Source organism: Saccharothrix coeruleofusca, from assembly GCF_014648515.1.
Lineage (GTDB): Bacteria > Actinomycetota > Actinomycetes > Mycobacteriales > Pseudonocardiaceae > Actinosynnema > Actinosynnema coeruleofuscum.
Genome location: NZ_BMRG01000002.1, coordinates 627417 through 645439 on the forward strand (window position 1 = coordinate 627417; position 18023 = coordinate 645439).

The 18023-nt window shown below is 74.0% G+C and carries 17 protein-coding genes; 4 read left to right on the forward strand and 13 right to left on the reverse strand.

Translation table 11 applies throughout. The features are described from left to right. Positions 1–513: iron chelate uptake ABC transporter family permease subunit (locus IEZ00_RS36360; protein WP_229795217.1), on the forward strand; the 513-nt coding region annotated here is incomplete at its 5' end. A gap of 111 nt (positions 514–624) precedes the next feature. Here IEZ00_RS36360 and IEZ00_RS07640 read toward each other — a convergent pair. Together IEZ00_RS07640 and IEZ00_RS07645 are read right to left on the reverse strand one after the other, a co-directional pair. Further along, the gene (locus IEZ00_RS07640) at positions 625–2496 is read right to left on the reverse strand and encodes a rhamnogalacturonan lyase (RefSeq protein ID WP_268248668.1); all 1872 of its coding nucleotides are present in this window, start codon (positions 2494–2496) and stop codon (positions 625–627) included. 110 nt (positions 2497–2606) lie between these two features. Further along, positions 2607–3641, reverse strand: coding sequence for a LacI family DNA-binding transcriptional regulator (locus tag IEZ00_RS07645; RefSeq protein WP_189222374.1), 1035 nt, complete (start codon positions 3639–3641; stop codon positions 2607–2609). Positions 3642–3732: 91 nt separating this feature from the next. Here IEZ00_RS07645 and IEZ00_RS07650 point away from each other — a divergent pair, with 91 nt between their 5' ends. After that, complete coding sequence (locus IEZ00_RS07650) at positions 3733–5157, forward strand: rhamnulokinase (protein ID WP_229795300.1); 1425 nt, start codon at positions 3733–3735, stop codon at positions 5155–5157. 263 nt (positions 5158–5420) lie between these two features. Here the strand turns inward: IEZ00_RS07650 and IEZ00_RS07655 are convergent, their stop codons facing one another. The 9 genes from IEZ00_RS07655 to IEZ00_RS07695 form a co-directional block, all read right to left on the reverse strand. After that, entirely contained in the window at positions 5421–6248 is an 828-nt protein-coding gene (locus IEZ00_RS07655) for a sugar phosphate isomerase/epimerase family protein (RefSeq protein ID WP_189222378.1), read from the reverse strand. Then, the gene (locus tag IEZ00_RS07660; RefSeq protein ID WP_189222379.1) at positions 6248–7297 is read right to left on the reverse strand and encodes a dihydrodipicolinate synthase family protein; all 1050 of its coding nucleotides are present in this window, start codon (positions 7295–7297) and stop codon (positions 6248–6250) included. Before IEZ00_RS07660 ends, IEZ00_RS07655 begins: the two co-directional genes overlap by 1 nt. Further along, the gene (locus tag IEZ00_RS07665; RefSeq protein WP_189222608.1) at positions 7294–8418 is read right to left on the reverse strand and encodes a Gfo/Idh/MocA family protein; all 1125 of its coding nucleotides are present in this window, start codon (positions 8416–8418) and stop codon (positions 7294–7296) included. Before IEZ00_RS07665 ends, IEZ00_RS07660 begins: the two co-directional genes overlap by 4 nt. A gap of 386 nt (positions 8419–8804) precedes the next feature. Then, a complete protein-coding gene (locus IEZ00_RS07670; protein ID WP_189222381.1) occupies positions 8805–9239 on the reverse strand; it encodes an ATP-binding protein in 435 nt (144 codons plus the stop codon). A gap of 64 nt (positions 9240–9303) precedes the next feature. Then, the gene (locus IEZ00_RS07675) at positions 9304–9639 is read right to left on the reverse strand and encodes an STAS domain-containing protein (RefSeq protein WP_189222383.1); all 336 of its coding nucleotides are present in this window, start codon (positions 9637–9639) and stop codon (positions 9304–9306) included. A 103-nt stretch (positions 9640–9742) separates the two neighbouring features. Beyond that, the gene (locus tag IEZ00_RS07680; protein WP_229795219.1) at positions 9743–10744 is read right to left on the reverse strand and encodes a cobalamin-dependent protein; all 1002 of its coding nucleotides are present in this window, start codon (positions 10742–10744) and stop codon (positions 9743–9745) included. After that, positions 10741–12297, reverse strand: a complete 1557-nt coding sequence (locus IEZ00_RS07685) for a PP2C family protein-serine/threonine phosphatase (protein ID WP_189222385.1) — start codon at positions 12295–12297, stop codon at positions 10741–10743. The genes IEZ00_RS07680 and IEZ00_RS07685 overlap by 4 nt, the downstream gene beginning before the upstream one ends. A gap of 180 nt (positions 12298–12477) precedes the next feature. Further along, positions 12478–13923, reverse strand: coding sequence for a serine hydrolase (locus IEZ00_RS07690; RefSeq protein WP_189222386.1), 1446 nt, complete (start codon positions 13921–13923; stop codon positions 12478–12480). 99 nt (positions 13924–14022) lie between these two features. Then, positions 14023–15612, reverse strand: a complete 1590-nt coding sequence (locus IEZ00_RS07695; protein ID WP_306344661.1) for an alkaline phosphatase family protein — start codon at positions 15610–15612, stop codon at positions 14023–14025. A gap of 76 nt (positions 15613–15688) precedes the next feature. Between IEZ00_RS07695 and IEZ00_RS07700 the strand changes: the two genes are divergently transcribed. After that, positions 15689–16417, forward strand: coding sequence for a RibD family protein (locus tag IEZ00_RS07700; RefSeq protein WP_189222388.1), 729 nt, complete (start codon positions 15689–15691; stop codon positions 16415–16417). On the opposite strand, the gene IEZ00_RS07705 is transcribed toward IEZ00_RS07700, so the two are convergent. After that, on the reverse strand, positions 16342–16788 hold the full coding sequence (locus IEZ00_RS07705; protein WP_189222390.1) for a DoxX family protein: 447 nt from the start codon (positions 16786–16788) through the stop codon (positions 16342–16344). The two genes, IEZ00_RS07700 and IEZ00_RS07705, sit on opposite strands and share 76 nt — an antisense overlap. Then, entirely contained in the window at positions 16781–17503 is a 723-nt protein-coding gene (locus IEZ00_RS07710) for a CDP-alcohol phosphatidyltransferase family protein (protein WP_189222392.1), read from the reverse strand. The genes IEZ00_RS07705 and IEZ00_RS07710 overlap by 8 nt, the downstream gene beginning before the upstream one ends. Before the next feature lie 43 nt (positions 17504–17546). Between IEZ00_RS07710 and IEZ00_RS36365 the strand changes: the two genes are divergently transcribed. Beyond that, positions 17547–18023 (forward strand): MDR/zinc-dependent alcohol dehydrogenase-like family protein (locus IEZ00_RS36365; protein ID WP_506347060.1); only part of this gene is annotated, 477 nt, incomplete at its 3' end.

An 18023-nucleotide genomic window follows, 5' to 3' on the forward strand; every position in this document is an offset into this window, starting at 1 on the left:
TCGCTGCTGGTGGTCGTGTCCGACCCGTGGAACACCGCCAAGGCGTTGACCTGGCTGTCCGGCTCCACCTACGGCCGCCAGCTCGACCAGCTGGCCCCGGTCGCGCTGGCGCTGCTGGTGGGCCTGCCGCTGCTGCTGGCCCGGCACCGGGAGCTGGACCTGCAGAGCCTGGACGACGACACGCCGCGCGTGCTGGGGCTGCCGGTGGAGCGCTCGCGCCTGGTGGTGCTGGTGACGGCGGGCGTGCTGGCCGCCACCGCGGTGTCCGCGATCGGCGTGGTGGGGTTCATCGGCCTGGTCGCCCCGCACCTGGCCCGCTCGCTGGTGGGCGGCAGGCACGCGCGGGTGCTGCCGGTGGCGGCGGCGGTCGGGGCGCTGCTGGTCAGCGCGGCGGACACGATCGGGCGCACGGCCATCGCGCCCGCCCAGATCCCCGCAGGCCTGGTCATCGCACTGGTCGGCACGCCCTACTTCGTCCTGGTCCTCTGGCGCACCAGGGAGACCAAGCTTTAAACGCCTGCAAGTACTACCCGTTCACCCGTTCCGCGCCGTTAACTACCACCCGCGTCGGGTAGTAGTTAACGGCCCTCGCGGAGGGGTCGGGTAGTACTTGCAGGCGCTGGGTCAGCCCGCGTAGTGGACGTCGGGCCAGGGTGGGGTGGCCATGCCGTCGCCGAGGAAGAAGCTCGGGTGCGGCGGCTGGTTGTAGGCGGTGTTCTGCCAGGCGATCGCGGTCCGGTACTGGGTGTCGTGCATCAGCGTCGGGATGCGCCGGTCGGTCTGGTGCCCGGTGGCGTAGACGCGCAGCGCGGTGTTGTCCGACGTCGGCCACACCACCTCCTCGCGCCAGTCGCCGAACAGGTCGGCGCTCAACGACGGGGTGGCCTTGGTGCCGTTGACCGCGCGCACCCCGCTGCCGGTCAGCAGGCGCGTCTCGCCGCCCGTGCCGTACTTGTCGACGCGGGTCTGGTCCAGCAGCTCGCGCACCGGGTCGCCGTCCCACCACACCAGGAAGTTGCTCGACGAGGGCTCGCGCCCGATCGCGGCGCCCCTGGTGTCGCGCAGGCTGGTGTCCACCGCCGACCACGACTCCGCGCCGGGGCTGCCCGCCCAGATGTCGCCGGAGACGCCGCGGCCGTTGTCGCCGCCCGCCGCCGTGGTCCACAGCCGCTGGCCGGTGCGGGCGTCGGCGAACCAGGAAGCGGGTTTGGCGGTGTCCTCGGAGACCTTGAAGTACTCCAGCCCCGGCCGCGACGGGTCCAGGTCGCCCAGGTGCGCCGCGTCGCCGTGGCCGAGCCCGGTGGTCCACAGGCCGCGCCCGTCGTCGTCGATCGCCGCCGCGCCGTAGACGATCTCGTCGCGGCCGTCGCCGTCCACGTCGCCGACGGTCAGCGCGTGGTTGCCCTGGCCCGCGTAGCCGCCGTTGCCCGAGGTGTTGCTGTCGAAGGTCCACCGCCGCACCAGCCTGCCGTCGCGGAAGTCCCAGGCCACGACGACCGCGCGGGTGTAGTAGCCGCGCGCCATGATCAGCGAGGGCCGCGCGCCGTCCAGGTAGGCCGTGCCCGCCAGGAACCGGTCCACGCGGTTGCCGTAGTTGTCGCCCCAGGAGGCGACGTTGCCGCGCGGCGGCTCGTAGTTCACCGTGGACACCGCCGCGCCGGTCCGGCCGTCGAACACGGTCAGGAACTCCGGTCCGGCCAGGACGTAGCCGCTGGAGTTGCGGTGGTCCGCGCTCGCGTTGCCGATCACGGCGCCCCGGCCGTCGCGCGTGCCGTCGGCGGTCTTCATCGCCACCTCGGCCCTGCCGTCGCCGTCGTAGTCGTAGACCTGGAACTGCGTGTAGTGCGCGCCCGCGCGGATGTTGCGGCCCAGGTCGATGCGCCACAGCCGGGTGCCGTCGAGCCGGTAGGCGTCGATCAGGACCACGTCGGTGGTGCCGGACTGGGAGTTGTCCTTGGCGTTGTTGGGTTCCCACTTCAGCACGAACTCGTAGCGCCCGTCGCCGTCGAGGTCGCCGACGCCGGCGTCACCGGCGCCGTAGGCGTTGGACGGCGGCTGGATCGGCACGTCCCGGTAGCCGCCGGGGAACGCCAGGGAGGCCGGGGAGGCGGGTTCCTCGACGCCGTCGACGACCGCGCGCACGGTGTAGGAGGCGTCGGCGGGGGCACCGCTGTCCAGGTAGTTGGTGGACGTGGTGAGGGGTGTGCCGGTCAGCTTGGTGGCGCCCCGGTAGACGTTGAACGCCACGTTGCGGGGGTCACCGGCCAGCAGCCGCCAGCTGACCAGGTTCCCGCTGCCCGAGCGCACGCTGATCAGGCCGCGGTCCAGCCGCTCGACCTGCTTGCGGCCCGCGGGGTCGGCCTCCGCCGTGGCCGGGCAGGCGTCGGCCGGAGAGCCGTCGGCCGGGCAGGCGTGCGCGGGCCCGGTGAGCAGGCCGCCCGCCAGCAGGGCGGTCGCCGCCGCGGCCACCCGCGCGCGGAACGAGTTGGTGAGCACCGTTGCTCCTTCGCCTCGATTCTGGGAGCGCTCCCAGGCGGCGGTGGACCACGCCCCGGACCGGTTCATGACAGCAGTCCGGCGCGATGGCCGTCAAGGGATGAAACGGTTCATCGCCCACGCCGGGGACGAACGGGCCGCCTGCTGGACTCGCGCACCACCAGCTCCGGCGCGAACAGCACGTGCCGGTGCTCGTGCTCGGCGGGCGACATCGTCTCGGCGATCACCAGCTCCGCCGCCGTGCGGCCGATCTGCTGGCGCGGCTGCCGCACGGAGGTCAGCGGGACCGCCGCCGCGGCGGCGAAGTCGATGTCGTCGTAGCCCACCACGGCCATCTCCTCCGGCACCCGCACCCCGGCCCGCACCAGCACCTGGAGCACGCCCAGCGCGAGCAGGTCGTTGGCGCAGAACACCGCGTCCGGCCGGGTGGAGCGGGCCAGCAGCCGCTCGGCCGCGCGCTGCCCGGAGGCCACGTTGAGCGCGGGCACCACCAGCTCCTCCAGCACCGCCCTGGAGCGCCCTGCCTTGCGCACCGCGTCCACCGCGCCGCGGTGCCGCTGCCGCGCCTGGTGGATGCGCGCGGGCCCGTTGACCATGACGATCCGCTGGTAGCCCTCGGCCAGCAGGTGGGTCACCGCCAGCTCGCCGCCCTGGCGGTCGTCCACCGCCACCGAGCACAGGTCCGGCTCGTCGGTGGGGTGGTCCAGCAGCACCACCGAGATACCCCGGTCGCGCAGCCTGCGCACCGCGGCCAGGTCGGTGTCCACCGGGGTGATCAGCACGCCGTGCACGCGCTGCTCGGCCAGCAGCTCCACGTGCCTGGCCTCGCGCCGCGCGGACTCGTCGCTGTTGCACAGGATCACCGCGTGCCCGGCCTCGCTGGCGGTGTCCTCCACACCGCGGGCCACGTCGGTGAAGAACGGGTTGCCCACGTCCAGCACCACCAGGCCGATCGCGCGCGGCGTGCCCGAGCGCAGCTGGCGGGCCGCGTCGTTGCGCACGAAACCCAGCTCCGTGATCGCGCCCAGCACCCGCTCGCGGGTCGCCGGGGCGACCACCTCGGGCCGGTTGAGCACGTTGGACACGGTGCCGACGGACACCTTCGCGCGCGTCGCCACGTCGCGGATGCTCACCGGTGACCCCACCGCGCCTCCCTCTTGACCTCGCCCCGCCGCACCCTTGATCCTAGCTGCCCGCAGAGGTGTTAAAACGTTTCAGGAGGTGCCGGTGCGACGGGTGGCGGCGGTGGACCTCGGAGCCTCCAGCGGACGGGTCGTGGTGGGCGAGGTCGGCGCGGGCGGGCTGGCGCTGACCGAGGTCCACCGCTTCCCCAACGGGCCGGTGCGGCTGGGCGGCACGCTGCACTGGGACGTGCTCGCGCTCTACCGCGGCGTCCTCGACGGCCTGCGCGCCGCCGGCGACCCGCTGGCGAGCGTGGGCATCGACTCCTGGGCGGTCGACTACGGACTGCTCGACCGCTCCGGCGCGCTGCTGGGCAACCCCGTGCACTACCGCGACTCCCGCACCGAAGGCGTGGCCGAGCGGGTGCTGTCGCTGGTGGACGACCTGTACGCGACCACCGGCGTGCAGGTGCTGCCGTTCAACACCCTCTTCCAGCTCGTCGCCGCGGCGCGCACCCCGCAGCTGTCCGTGGCCGACCGGCTCCTGCTCATCCCCGACCTGCTGACCCTGTGGCTGACCGGCGACGTGGCCGCCGAGCGCACCAACGCCAGCACCACGCAACTGCTCGACATCCGCACCGGCCGGTGGGCCACCGGCCTGATGGAGCGCGTCGGCGTCGACCCGTCCCTGTTCCCGCCCCTGTGCGAACCCGGCGACCACCGGGGCGACCTGCTGCCCGCCGTGCTGGCCGAGACCGGGCTCACCGGGACCGGGCCGACCGGGACCGGGCTGACCGGGCCGGTGCCGGTGCACGCGGTGGGCTCGCACGACACGGCGTCCGCGGTGGTCGGCGTGCCCGCCGAGGGCAGCGCGTTCGGCTACATCTCCTGCGGCACGTGGTCGCTGGTCGGGGTGGAGCTGGACCGGCCGGTGCTGACCGAGGAGAGCAGGCGGGCCAACTTCACCAACGAGGCCGGAGTGGACGGCACGATCCGCTACCTGCGCAACGTGATGGGGTTGTGGCTGCTGCAGGAGTCGTTGCGGGCGTGGCCCGGTTCGGCGCTGGAGCCGCTGCTCGCCCGAGCCGCGTCGGTGGACGCTTTCGCCTGCGTGATCGACCCGGACGCGCCCGAGTTCCTGGCGCCGGACGACGGTTCGCTGGGCCCCATGCCCGACCGCATCGCCGAGCACTGCAGGCGTGGCGGCCAGCGGGTGCCCACCAGTCCGGCCGAGGTGGTGCGGTGCGTGCTGGACAGCCTGGCGCTGGCCTACCGCGACACGCTGGCGCAGGCGCAGCGGTTGTCCGGCAAGGAGATCGAGGTCGTGCACCTGGTGGGCGGCGGGGCGCGCAACGGGCTGCTGTGCCAACTCACCGCCGACGTGTGCGGGCTGCCCGTGGTGGCCGGGCCGGTCGAGGCCACCGCCCTGGGCAACGTCCTGGTCCAAGCCCGCGCCATCGGCGCCGTCCACGGCACCCTGGCCGACCTGCGCGCCCTCCTCCGCACCACCCAACCCCTCCGCCGCTACACCCCCTCCTGACCCCACCCACCGCGAGTCGAACGCCCAGGTACCGCGAGTTCGTCGTTGGGGTGCGGGGAGGTGCGCTCGCCGCGCGGCAGGTCGCCAAGGACGGCGCTCACGGGCACCCACTGCGCGCGCCCCCTGGTGCGTGGGCAAGTACTACCCGACGGGGTTGGGGAAGCCGGTAACTACTACCCGAGGTGCGGAAGCGCGCGGCGGGGTGCGCGACAAGCGCGGGTCGAGGCCGCGAGAGTGCGGGTCGGGGTGCGCGAATGTTGAATTCAGGGTGTCTGAGCGTTCGACTCGCGGGGGGTGTGGATCAGGCGGCGGTAGCGGTCCTTGACGGTGGTCAGGACCTGGTCGGGGGGTGTGTTCCACACGTCGGCGTTGAAGATCTCCACCTCGATGTCGCCGGTGTACCCGGCGGCGTTCACGGCGGCGGTGAACGCGGCGAAGTCGATGTGGCCGTCGCCCATCATGCCCCGCCCCAGCAGCACGTCGGCGGGTAGCGGGGTGATCCAGTCGGAGACCTGGTAGCTCGCGATCCGCGCGCCCGCGCGGGCGATCTGCTGCCACACCTGGGGGTCCCACCACAGGTGGAAGGTGTCCACCACCACCCCCACCTGTGACACCGGGAACCGCTCGGCCAGGTCCAGCGCCTGCTCCAGGGTGGACAGCACGCCGCGGTCCGCGCAGTACACGGGGTGCATGGGCTCCAGTGCCAGCCGCACGCCGCGCTCCCCCGCGCACGGGGCCAGCTCGGCGATGGCGTCGGCCACGGCCGTGCGCGCTCCGGCGAGGTCCTTCGATCCGGGGGGCAGGCCGCCGACGACCATCACCAGGCAGTCGGTGCCCAGTGCCGCCGCCTCGTCGATGGCGCGCCGGTTGTCCCCCAGCGCGCCGGGCGCGGTGAGGAAACCGCCGCGGCACAGCGAGGACACCCGCAGGCCGGCGTCGCGGACCAGCTTCGCGGTGCGCCGCAGACCGTGCTCGGCGACCGGCTCGCGCCACAGGCCGATGGCCTCGACGCCCGCGCGCACGCAGCCGTCGACCGCCTCCGGGACGCTCCACGAGGCGGTGGTCCTCTGGTTGAGCGACAGGCGTCGCATCACGCCACCCCCGCCACGGTCAGGAACGCCCGCATCCGCCGCTGGGCCAGTTCCGGGTCCTCGAACAGGCCGATGCCGGACGCCAGGTGGTAGGCGGTGCGCAGGTGCGGCACGCCGCGACCGGCTTGCAGGCCGCCGACCATGGTGAAGCCGGGCTGGTGCCCGGAAAGCCAGGCCAGGAAGGCGATGCCGGTCTTGTAGTAGTACGTCGGCGCTTCGAACAGGTGTCGGGCCAGCGGGAGCGTCGGCTCGAAGGCGGCCCGGTAGCCGTCGTGGTCGCCGGAGTCCAGTGCCCGCAACGCCCGCGCCGCGACGGGGGCGATGGCGGCGAACACGCCCAGCAGTGCGTCGCTGCCGCCCTCGATCAGCTCCGGGTAGTGGAAGTCGTCGCCGGTGTAGACGCGCACGGACAGCGCTTGCCGCAGCCGGACCTCGTGGGCCGCGTCCAGCAGCGAGACCTTGACCCCGTCGACCTTGTCGGCGTGGGCGCGCACCAGTTCGACGAACGAGTCGGTCGCCAGGTCCAGGTCGTCCGATCCCCAGTAGCCCTTGAGCGCCGGGTCGAACACGGGGCCGAGCCAGTGCAGGATGACCGGTTCCCGCACCTGCCGGAGCACCTCGCCGTAGACGGCGTGGTAGTCCCGGGGACCGCGCGCCACGGCGGCGAGGGCGCGACTGGCCATCAGGATCACTTGCGCGCCAGTGGATTCCACCACTTCGACCTGCTCTTCGTAGGCCGCACGTACACCGTCCACTGTGGATGGTAAGAGGTGGTCGGTGCCCGCTCCGGCGGCGATCCGGCCGCCCACCGAGCGGGCTTCGGCGGCGGAACGGCGGATCAGCTCCCTGGTGGCGGCCCAGTCCAGGCCCATGCCGCGCTGGGCGGTGTCCACGGCCTCGGCCACGCCCAGGCCGTGCCGCCACAGGTGGTGCCGGAACGCCAGTGTCGCGTCCCAGTCCAGCGCGGCGGGGGCACCGGGGCGGTTGTCGCCCGCCGGGTCCGCGGCGACGTGCGCGGCGGCGAAGGCGATGCGGCTGCGGAAGCTCACGGGGCGATCTCCTCCAGCTCGACGCGGCGGCCCTCGGCCGACGAGCGCAGCCCGGCCTCGGCGAGCCGGATGCCGCGCGCTCCCGCGTAGAAGTCGTACGGGTGCTCGCCGTCGCCGGCCACGGACCGGATGAACTGCTCCCACTGCGCCTTGAACCCGTTGTCGAACACCGCGTTGTCCGGCACCTCGGCCCACTGGTCGCGGAACCGCTCGGTGGTGGGCACGTCCGGGTTCCACACCGGCTTGGGCGTCATCGAGCGGTGCTGCACCCGGCACCCCCACAGCCCGGCCACCGCGCTGCCCTCGGTGCCGTCGACCTGGAACTCCACCAGCTCGTCCCGGTGGACCCGGACCGCCCAGGAGGAGTTGACCTGCGCGATGATCCCGCCGTCGAGCTCGAAGATGCCGTACGCCGCGTCGTCGGCGGTGGCCTCGTAGGGCTCGCCGCGCTCGTCCCAGCGGCGCGGGATGTGCGTGACGGCCTTGGCGGTGACCGCGCGGACCCTGCCGAACAGGTTCTCCAGGACGTAGTTCCAGTGGCAGAACATGTCCACCACCACTCCGCCGCCGTCCTGCTTGCGGTAGTTCCACGAGGGCCGCTGCGCGCTCTGCCCGTCGCCCTCGAACACCCAGTAGCCGAACTCGCCGCGCACCGACAGCACCCGGCCGAAGAACCCGGCGTCCACCAGCCGCTTGAGCTTGAGCAGCCCCGGCAGGAACAGCTTGTCGTGCACCACGCCGTGCCGCAGGCCCGCCGCGTCGGCCAGCCGGGCCAGCTCCACGACCTGCCGCGCGGTCTCGGCGACCGGTTTCTCGGTGTAGAGGTGCTTTCCCGCCTCGATCGCCGCGACCACGGCCTTGTGCCGCACGCTGGTCAGCTGCGCGTCGAAGTACACCTGCCAGCGCGGGTCGCCGAGCACGGTGTCCAGGTCGGTGGACCAGTGCTCGACGTCGTGCCGCCGGGCCAGCTCGCGCAGCTTGGTCGCGCCGCGGCCGACCAGGACGGGTTCCAGCAGCACGCGGCGGCCGTCGGACAGCGGCACCCCGCCCTGCTCGCGGATGGCCAGCACCGACCGCAGCAGGTGCTGCCGGTACCCCATCCGCCCGGTCACGCCGTTCATCACGACGCCGATGCGGGTGGTCACGTCCACGGCCGCCCTCCTTCGCGTCAGTCGTCAGTCGTCAGTCGAGGTGGCAGACCTCGGTCGGCGGGTGTCGACCTGGCGCGCCCCGCGCTCCGCAGCAAGAAGCAGATGCGCCGCACGCCGTCCTCCGCAAGGGCTGTCACTGGTCCGGGTGAGCGCGCACGCCGTTGACCTGGTTCTCGCCGCTCGCGTCGGCGGTGAAGACGCGCACCCCGCCGGCACGGCAGGCAGCGCGGGCGCGACCAGCCCGCCCACCTGGGCTGCTACTCGGGTTCGGGCACCGGCTGGTCCCGCGTTCCGCGGTGAGCCGGGTAGTGGTGAGCGGCCCTGTGGGGCGCGGCGGGTAGTACTTGCAGGCGCGGTCAGGGGGTGGTGACGACGGCCCAGACGGTCTTGGTGGTGGTGTCGCCGTGCACGCCCCACGCGGCGGCCAGCGACTGGACCATCTTCAGGCCGTGGCCCCGGTGCGGCCCCAGCGTCGACACGCCCACCTGCGGGAACCGGTCCGGCGTCGCGTCGCGCACCTCCACCAGCACCGACGGCAGGCCGTCGCGGGTGCCGTGCCGCAGCACCAGGTGGTGCGGACCGGCCGCGTGGTCGCAGGCGTTGGCCGCCAGCTCCGTGCAGACCAGCTCGACGTCCTGCACCAGGTCCTGGTCCAGCTCCGCCAGCGCCGCCCGGACCCGCTGGCGCATCGCCGCCAGGTCGCGGCCGTCGACCTCCATCTCCAGCACGAACCCCTCCGCCTCGGCGGAGGCGGAGACGGGTTTCGCGGCGTTGGGCGGTTCGGCTAGCACGGGCGTCCTCGCGGGTGGGGCGATGGGTCTCTACGGGGATGACCGGATCTGCTCAGGTTGACACCTAACGGCTCAGTGCCGCTTCCAAAGTGTCGTGCAACCGAAGCGCCCGGTCCAGCCCCACGGCGGTCAGCGCGCGGCGCACCACGGGGGCGGCGACCACGTGCAGCGTGCCGCCGACCTGCCCCAGCCGCTCGTGCGCGACGAGCAGCGCCTCGATGCCGGGTGAGGAGAAGAAGGTGATGCCGGTCAGGTCGGCCACCACCGTGCCGCCCTCCGGGGTGCGCCCCGCCAGCTCGATCAGCGGCTTGCGCAGGTCTTCGGCGGTGGCGATGTCGATCTCGCCCGCGGCGGCCAGCACCACCACGTCCTCGCCGATCCGCTGGGTTTCCGTGTGCAACCCATCAACACGTCGTGCAGACGTCATAGCGATCCATTTCGATTAATAGCTCAGGCGACCGCACCGCTGTTTGCTCAACGTCACAGCCCTTGCGAGGGTCTTGTCAAGCTACCCGGACGACCTGGCGACCGTGGTCGAGGTGGCGCAGCGCCCGTGGGTGGTCCTCCAGCACCCGGCTCATCGCGCTCATGGCGACCTCGGTCGAGGCCACCGGGACACCGCGGGCGGCGAGCACCTCGGCTGTCCAGGCCATGAACTCGCCGAACAGCTCCACGTCGTCGACGTAGACCGAGGCGCTGAGGAAGTCCACGATGTGCCCGACGTCCTCCAACGTGGCGTCGAGCCTGCGCTCATCGTAGCCCCGCATCGGCGGGAACCGCTCGTACAGGGCGTCCACCGCCGCACCGATCAGCTCGGCGCGGCGGGTGCGCAGCGCGGCGTACTCCGGGTCGGCCCGCCGCGGCGGGGCGGGCTGGGCGGTGCGCCGCCACTCCGGGTGCTCCAGCAGCTCGGCGGCGGCCGGCGCGGTCGGCGCCCAGCTGTCCACGCCCAGCTGCTTGGCCCACCGGCCGTCCGCGCCGAAGCCGCGCCCGCCGACCAGCACCGGCGTCCCGGTGGCGCGGCAGGCGGCGACCACCTGGTCGGCGCGCGGCAGGCTGCGCGACAGGGTGCAGCTCAGCGCGACCGCGTCCGGGCCGTGCTCGTGCAGGTAGGACACCAGGTGGGCGGTGGGCACGCTGGCGCCGAGGAAGGTGACCCGCCAGCCCCGGCCGCGCAGCACCTCGGCGACGATGCGCGGCGGCACCGCGTGCCACTCGCCGTCCAGGCACGACACGACCACGTGACCCTTGGTCGGCGGCACGTCGACGCGGCTGCCGACCGCCGCGATGACCCGCTCGTTGATCGCGGTGGCGGCGTGCTCCCTGGCGACGCTCCACTCGTTGACCTGCCACCGCCTGCCGACCTCGGCCTGCGCCTCGGCGACCAGGTCGAGCAGCACGGTCTCGGCGGGCACGCCCCGGTCCAGCAGCCGCAGCGCCACCGCCACGGCCGCGCGCTCGTCGGCGGCGGCCAGCGCCGCCATCAGCTCCTCGCGGTCGGTCACGCCGCCGCCCGCAGGGCCAGCACCGCGATGTCGTCGTGCTCGCGGCCCGCCAGCCACTCCTGCGCGCCGAGCACCACCCGCTGCGCCACGGCCGTGGGCGGCATCACGTGGCAGCCGGTCAGCAGCGCGGCGAGCCGCTCGGCCCCGAACAGCTCCGCGCCGTCCGCGCCGCCGCGCGCCTCGGTGACCCCGTCGCTGTAGAACACGCACACCTCGCCGGGGCGCAGGTCGACCTCGACGGTGCGGAACGACGCCGCCGGGAGCGCTCCCACCAGCATCCCGCCGACCTTCACGAACTCCGCCCGGCCGTCGCGGCGCAGCACCAGCGGCGACAGGTGCCCGCCGCCGGTCAGCTCCAGCCGGATGCCCCCGTCGACGCCCACCTCCGCGTCGCCGAGCACGGCGGTGACGAACCACCGCCGGTCGACGGGCGCGTTGTCCAGCAGGGAGCTGTTGAGCACCTCCAGCGCGCGGCGCGGCTCGACCGGCACCCGCCGCAGCGCGCCCAGCGCCTGGCGGACGACGCCGCTGGTCACGGCCGCCTCCACGCCCGTGCCGACCACGTCGCCGAAGACGAACGAGGCCCCCGCCCCGGACGGCACCACCTCGTAGAAGTCCCCGCCCAGGCTGCCCACGCCGGTGGCGGGCCGGTACTCGGCGCCGAACGCCAGGCCGGGCACGTCGGGCAGCGGCGCGGGCAGCAGGCCGCGCTTGAGCACGGCGGCGGTGCGCGCCTGCTCGGCGTGCGCCCGCGCGGCGGCCAGCGCCGTGCCCGCGCGGGTGGCGAACTCCTCGAGCACCTCGCCGTCGGGGTCCTCGACCGCCTGCGCCTCCCCCGACAGCCACAGCACCAGGGCCGGGCCGGGGGCCTCGGCGCCGCGCAGCGGCACGGTCACCGCCTCCACCGCGCGGCTGAGGTCCACGTGCCGGTGCGCGCCGAAGTGCGCGGCGTGGTGCCGCTCCACCCCGCCCGCGGTGCCGTCCATGGCCTCCACCAGCGCCGGCGGCAGCTGCTCCGAGGTCCACCGGCCGACCTGCGGCGTCGCCCCGCGCACGCCGTGCACGTACTCGCCGGTGGGCAGCACCACGGTCGCCGCGTGCCCCAGCTCGGCGGCCAGCTCCACCACGGTCCGCGCGGTCCTGGTCGGGTTCAGCGACAGCCCCAGCTGCCTGCTGGCGCGGGCCAGGAACCGGCTGCGCGCCCGTTCGGCCAGCATCGCGTCGTCGCGGGCCCGCCGCGCGGTCACGTCCCGCAGGTGCCAGGCGGTCCATCCGCCGCCCAGCTGCCGCCGCCGCCCCACCAGCGCGCGACCGCCCGCCGACGCCTCGAAGGCCGCCTGGCCGCGCGCGGCGGCCGCGGCCAGCTCGGGCACGGCGGAGTCGGCCAGGGAGCCGCCCTCGGCGACACCGGGCGCCAGCCGCCGCGCCTCGGCGCTGACCTGTCGGACGACGCCCCGCTCGTCGCACACCACGATCGCGAGGTCGAAGCCGTCCAGCAGCCGCATGGCCCAATCAGCGGTGGACGGCTCCTGCGGTGGGGGTTGCGGGGGCACCGCCTCCACCCGTGTGGCAGGGCGTGGGCTCCCCTCGTCCAGGACCACGTCCGTCACCGCCTCGGCGTTGTGGTGCCAGCACACAACGCGGCGAAGCGTGCCTCAGAGCAAGTATCGTACGCGCGCTAAAGGGGGCGGAAGGGGCGCTCGGTCCCCTTCCGCCCCCTTCAGGGCGCTCGTCTAGCGCAGACCGGCGACGATGCCGTCGATCGCCTTGCCCAGCGCGGCGTACTTCTCGGTGTAGAGCACCGGGAAAACGCCCTCCGGGTCGGCCGGGCGGTGGTGGTCGACGTAGTCGGTGCCCAGGTTGCAGAACACGACCACGACGTAGTTGCGCTTGTCCGCGCCCTGGATCGAGCGGACGATGCCCGCGTCGCTGCCGGTGGTGTCCACCCAGCCGGTCTTGTGCGCGAAGGTCACCTCGGCGGCGGCGTCGCACGGCCGCACGTCGCGGTCGTACACCGCGCCGCCCACGGTCATGGTGCCGTCGGCCGGGTCGACCCAGCGCTTCGGCGTGACCTGCGGGATGCCCTGCTGCGGGTACTCCCGGCCGCACCAGTTGGTGGTCGAGAGCATCTCGTTGTGGCCCTGCTCACCGAGGGTCTTGAGGAACAGGGCGCGGGAGGCGGCGCTGAGCGCGTCCCTGGTGACCGGCTTGCCCGCCGGGGTGGTCCACAGCGTGCCGGGGCCGCCGTTGACCAGCAGCAGCAGCTTGGCGGTGTCGATGCTGCTCATGTTCGACCCGATCCAGCGCCCGCCGTTGTCCGGGTTGGTGCCGGTCACCATCAGCGTGGGCATCCCCAGCTCGACGAACGAGGCGTTCATCGCGTCGATCGCGCGCAGGTCGTGCAGCATCTTGATCAGCGCGCAGGTGGACCCGTTGTCGGACATGGTGAGCATCGCGTCAAAGTACTGCCGCACCGGCTTGGCGGTGGGGCCGCCGCAGGCCGGGTTGAGCGTCACCGGCTGGTAGGAGTACTCCGCGTCCAGGTTCACCCGGCCCTGGTCGGCCAGCCGCAGCACGCCGAAGCCGACCATGAGCTTGAGCACCGAGCCGGGGTAGGGCGAGGAGAAGTCGATGGGCGCGTTCTCCCGGCCCGCCAGCACGTCCCTGGTGCCCCGGCCGCCGTTGACGTCCCACTCGGTGTCGTCCCACCAGCGGTAGCGCACCTTGTCGGTGGACAGGCCGCGGCGGTCCAGCGGCACCACGACGCCCTGCGGGTGCTGCGGGCTGAGCAGCACGTCGGCCATCGCGACCGGTCGGCCCTGGTCGTCCAGCTCGATCACCGCGGCGTCCAGGTTGGGCGTCTGGTGCAGCGGCCTGGGCTCGGCGGCGGCGGTGCTGAACCGGGCGGCCGGTCCCCACTCGGTCGAGTCGTACTTCTCCGCCGCGCCGGTCCGGGAGGACCTGGCCACCGCGGCCGAGAGGTCCGGCGGGGTGAGGTCGACCACGTCCTTGAAGTCCTGCGCGACGATCGCCTGCCGCAGCGCCTCGGCCAGCCGCTTGCTCGCGTCGGCCTCGACGGTGCTCGCGGGCGCGCCGGTCGCCGAGGTGAGCCCGCCCGCCAGTGCCGACGCGGTCAGCAGGGCGGTCGCGGTGAGCAGCCCGCGCTTGAGCGTTTTCATCCAACCCCCAGTGGAAGCGATTCGGTGCGGCCGACCGTAGAGGATTGCTCCAGTGGTGTGAGCCACAGGGGGTGATCAGTCCACAAAGGACCGGTCAAATCAGCTGAAAGCGGTGAGGAACCTGTCCCGGAAGGAGTTCATCGGCCAGACCGGGGCGTCCGGGCCCGGCCGCAGCCCCTCCGACCAGCCCCAGTCCGAGATCCGCGCGAGCACCGCCGGGTCGCGGGCGACCACGGTGACCGGCACGTCCCTGCCCGCGTCCGCGCCGGTGACGACCTGCGCGGGCTGGTGGTCGCCGAGGAAGACCAGCACCAGGTCGTCGTCGCCGTGCTCGATGACGTAGGACACCAGCGCGTTCAGCGAGTACCCGATGGAATCGCCGTAATCGGCGCGCACCCGCGCCGGGTCGCGCCCGAAGATCGCGTCCGGCGCGTCCTCGCCCGAGGCCGTGCCGTTGAACACCGAGCCGTCGCCCAGCTCGTCCCAGCCGACCGGCCTCGGCGTCGGCGACCACGGCGCGTGGCTGGTCACCAGCGGGATCGTGGCCATCACCGGGCCGGTGGCGGCCGCCCGCTCGGCGCGCTGGAACGCCGCCAGGGTGTACTGGTCGGGCGTGGTGGCGTAGCCGAAGCGCGGGCCCCGGTAGCCGAGGTCGGCCGCGGCGTAGATCCGCTCGTAGCCGAAGAAGCGCCCCTCCGGCCAGGCGCGGGTGATCCCCGGCACCACGCCGACCGACCGCCAGCCCGCGCGCCGGAACGCGCCGCTGAGGGTGAGCCGGTCGCCCGCCACCAGGGTGTCGTAGCGCTGCTGGTTGTCGATCCACAGGCCGGACAGCAGGGTGGCCTGGGCCAGCCAGCTGCCGCCGCCCGCCGTCGGCGAGGTCAGGAAGCCGCTGCGCGCGGCGTACCCGGCCTCGGCCAGCCGCCGGGTGCCCGCGTCGAGCACCTCGCGGACCCCGGCCGACAGCCGCGGGTCCTCGACGGCGTCGCGGCCGTAGCTCTCCACGAAGGCGAGCACGACGTCCTTGCCGCGCAACGCGGTCAGCAGCCGCTCGCCGGGGGTGTCGCGGAAGGCGTCGACGGCCGCGTCGACGGCGAACGCCCGCTGGTCCTGCCAGCTCTCGCGGACCTGGCGGGCGTGGCCGTGGACGAACGCCACCGCGTCGCGGGAAGCGATTTCCGCCCCCGGCACGGCCAGGCTGATCCAGACCACCACGAGCACGGCGACCGCGCGCGTGGCCGCGAGGCGGTGCCGCGAGACGACCCCGCCCAGCCGCGAGACCGCCAGCGCCATCAGCACGACCACGGCCAGCACGAGCAGGCCGGCCAGCACCACGGCGGCGATCGTGCCCGCCCGGCCGGCGGTCACGTCCAGGAACTCCACCGCGGGCCGCAGCAGCGGCCAGTCCAGCACCGGGTCGAACGGCCGGTACAGGACCAGGTCGAAGCCGATGTCGAGCACCTTGAGCACGAGCAGCAGGCCGAGCAGCGCGCCGCCCGCCAGAGCCGCCACCGGTCGTGCCCGCTGCGGCAGGACCACCAGCAGCACCACGCCGAGCAGCGCCTCCACCGGCAGGCGCAGGAACGCCTCCGGCGCGAAGAGGTCCAGATCGCTGGGCGCCAGCAGGGCGAACAGCACGAACAGCGCGGCCAGGGCGGTGATCGCCCGACCCGCGACCCGGCGTGCCACCACATCACTCCCAACCCGTCGGCTGATCCGGTAAACGGATGATCGCGCCCGGCGGTTCACCGCGTACCGTGTCGGCGTGACCCGTCCGCACGTCCTGCTGAGCGTCGCCATGAGCCTGGACGGCTACATCGACGACCGCAGCGAGCACCGCTTCCCGCTGTCCAACGCGGAGGACTTCGACCACGTGGACCGGCTGCGCGCGGAGTCCGACGCCATCCTGGTCGGCGCCGGGACGGTCCGCCGGGACAACCCGCGCCTGCTGGTCAACGACCCCCGGCGGCGGCGGGCCCGGCTGGCGCGCGGGCTGCCCGAGTTCCCGCTCAAGGCCACCGTGACCGCGACCGGCGACCTCGACCCGGACCGGCTGTTCTGGCACAACGGCGACCGGAAGGTCGTCTACACCACCGATTCCGGCGCGCGGCGGGCGTCGGCCGCCCTGGGCGGGCTGGCCGAGGTCGTCGCGCTGGGCCCGGAGGTCGACCTGGCCAGGATGCTGGACGACCTCGGCGGGCGCGGGGTGGGCAGGCTGATGGTGGAGGGCGGCGGCGCGGTGCACACCGCTTTCCTGGCCGCCGGGCTGGCCGACGAGGTGCGCGTGGCGGTCGCGCCCATGCTGGTCGGGCAGGCCGCCGCCCCGCGCTTCGTCAACCCCGCCGAGTTCCCCGGCGGCCCCGCCCGCCGCTTCCACCTGGAGGACGTGACGCGGGTCGGGGACGTCGCGGTGCTGCGCTACTTCCCCAAGCGCGGTGCGGAAGCAGGTCCAGGAGAAGACCCGGAAGAAGACCCGGGAGAAGACCCGGCGTAGAGGGCGATCACGGTGTCCCGCCGGACCAGCGCCACCACGGCGGCCAGGCCCAGCAGGGCGGCGGGCAGGCTCGCGTCCCCGTTGTCCACCAGGAACAGCTCGGTGACGACCGCGCCGGTCATCACGCCCATCAGCCCGAGCGCGGCGAGCCCGCACAGGCGCGGCACCAGCAGGCCCACCGCGCCGCCGACCTCCAGCACCCCGGTCAGGTAGCGCAGCCACTGGCCGAAGCCGATCCGGTCGAACTTGTTCACGAAGTCGTCGCCGAACAGCAGCGAGCCGCTGTAGGCGAAGTAGGCGGCGAGCGCGAGTTGCAGCCCCCACACCAGAACGCTGACCGCGGTGCGCGCGGTGGCCGTTCGCTCAGCCATGACGGACCCCTTCCATCGCGTTGTGCCGCAACCACAGGGTGTCGCGGCCGAAGGACCACAGCAGCGCCGCCAGCGCGAGTCCCACCAGGACCGCGCCGTGCGGGACGACACCCGCCGCGGCGACGACCAGGACGACGCCCTGCGCGGCGGCCACGGCCTTGCGCGCGAAGCTCGGCGGCAGCGCGCCGCGCAGCCAGCGCAAGCCCCACGAGGCCGCGACGAACACGTACCGCAGCGCGCCGATGACCAGCACCCACGGGCCCAGCTCCAGCGCCACGTGGGCGCTGAGCACCAGGATCAGGAAGGCGTCGACCTCCATGTCGAACCGCGCGCCCAGCGGCGAGGCGGTGCCGGTGCGCCGGGCCACCCGGCCGTCGACGAAGTCCAGGGCGAGCGCGACCGAGGCGAGCACGACCAGCAGCGCCGTGGGCACGTCGTGGCCGAGCCGGTCGGCCACCAGCGCGGCCACCCCGCCGACCAGCAGCGCCCTGGCCAGGGTGACCCGGTCGGCCGGTCCCAGCGCCACCGCGCCCGCCCGGTGCGCGGCCTGGCCGAGCAGGACCGGGGTGGCCAGCGCGTAGGCCAGGCCCACCAGCAGGCCCAGCGGGCCGAGGCCCACCGCGACGTCCAGCGCGCCCAGCAGCAGGACCTGCGCGCCCGCCCAGGCGACGGGCTCCCGCACGGCCGCCGCGGTGTTGTGCTGAAGTGTGGTCATCGCGCCCCTCGTGGCAGTGGGCCCCGTTTTCGGAGGTTGTTAGATGACACGTGCGGCAAGGGCCCTTTGGTTCACCTCGGTCGGGAAGTGCGAGGTCAGGCCGGTGGCGGTCGGCGAGCCCGGCCCCGGCGAGGTGCTGGTGCGCACGCTGTGGTCGGGGATCAGCCGGGGCACCGAGGCGCTGGTGCTGCGCGGCGGCGTCCCGCGCAGCCAGCACGAGGTGATGCGCGCGCCCTTCCAGGAGGGCGAGTTCCCGTGGCCGGTGAAGTACGGCTACCTCAACGTGGGCGTGGTGGAGGCCGGTGCGCCGGAGTTGCTGGGACGCACCGTTTTCTGCCTCTATCCACATCAGACGCACTACGTGGTGCCCGCCGACGCGGTGACCCCGGTGCCGGACTCGGTGCCCGCCGAGCGGGCGGTGCTGGCCGGGACGGTGGAGACCGCGGTCAACGCCCTGTGGGACGCCGCGCCGCTGCTGGGCGACCGGGTCGCCGTGGTGGGAGGCGGGATGGTGGGGTGC